Raw genomic sequence first — 280 nt, forward strand, 5'->3', positions numbered from 1 at the left:
AGGCCGGCGGGTACGCGATTCAGGGCCTCGCCGAGGCCTTCGTGGTCAAGCTCGTCGGCTCGCACAGCAGCGTCGTCGGCCTGCCGCTCTACGAGTCCATGGCGCTCCTCGACGGCAGCGGCTTCCCGGTGCGCGCCGCCTGGGGAGGCCTCGCGTGAGCGCGGACCCGCCGGCCGGCCGCGCGAACAAGCCCCTGCCGCCCTGCCCGATCTGTGGACGTCCGGCGCAGCCGGATGTCCGGCCCTTCTGCTCGGTGCGCTGCTCGGACATCGACCTCGGA

2 protein-coding genes are annotated in these 280 nt (G+C 73.9%); both read left to right on the plus strand.

Annotation, left to right across the window (positions count from 1 at the left end; all coding sequences use genetic code 11):
* On the plus strand, positions 1–158 hold a 158-nt coding region (locus ACLBXP_RS26070; RefSeq protein ID WP_447670675.1), incomplete at its 5' end, for a Maf family protein.
* A partial coding sequence (gene yacG, locus ACLBXP_RS26075; RefSeq protein ID WP_447670676.1) for a DNA gyrase inhibitor YacG occupies positions 155–280 on the plus strand: 126 nt, incomplete at its 3' end. The genes ACLBXP_RS26070 and yacG, both read left to right, overlap by 4 nt.

The organism is Methylobacterium sp. A54F (assembly GCF_053346035.1).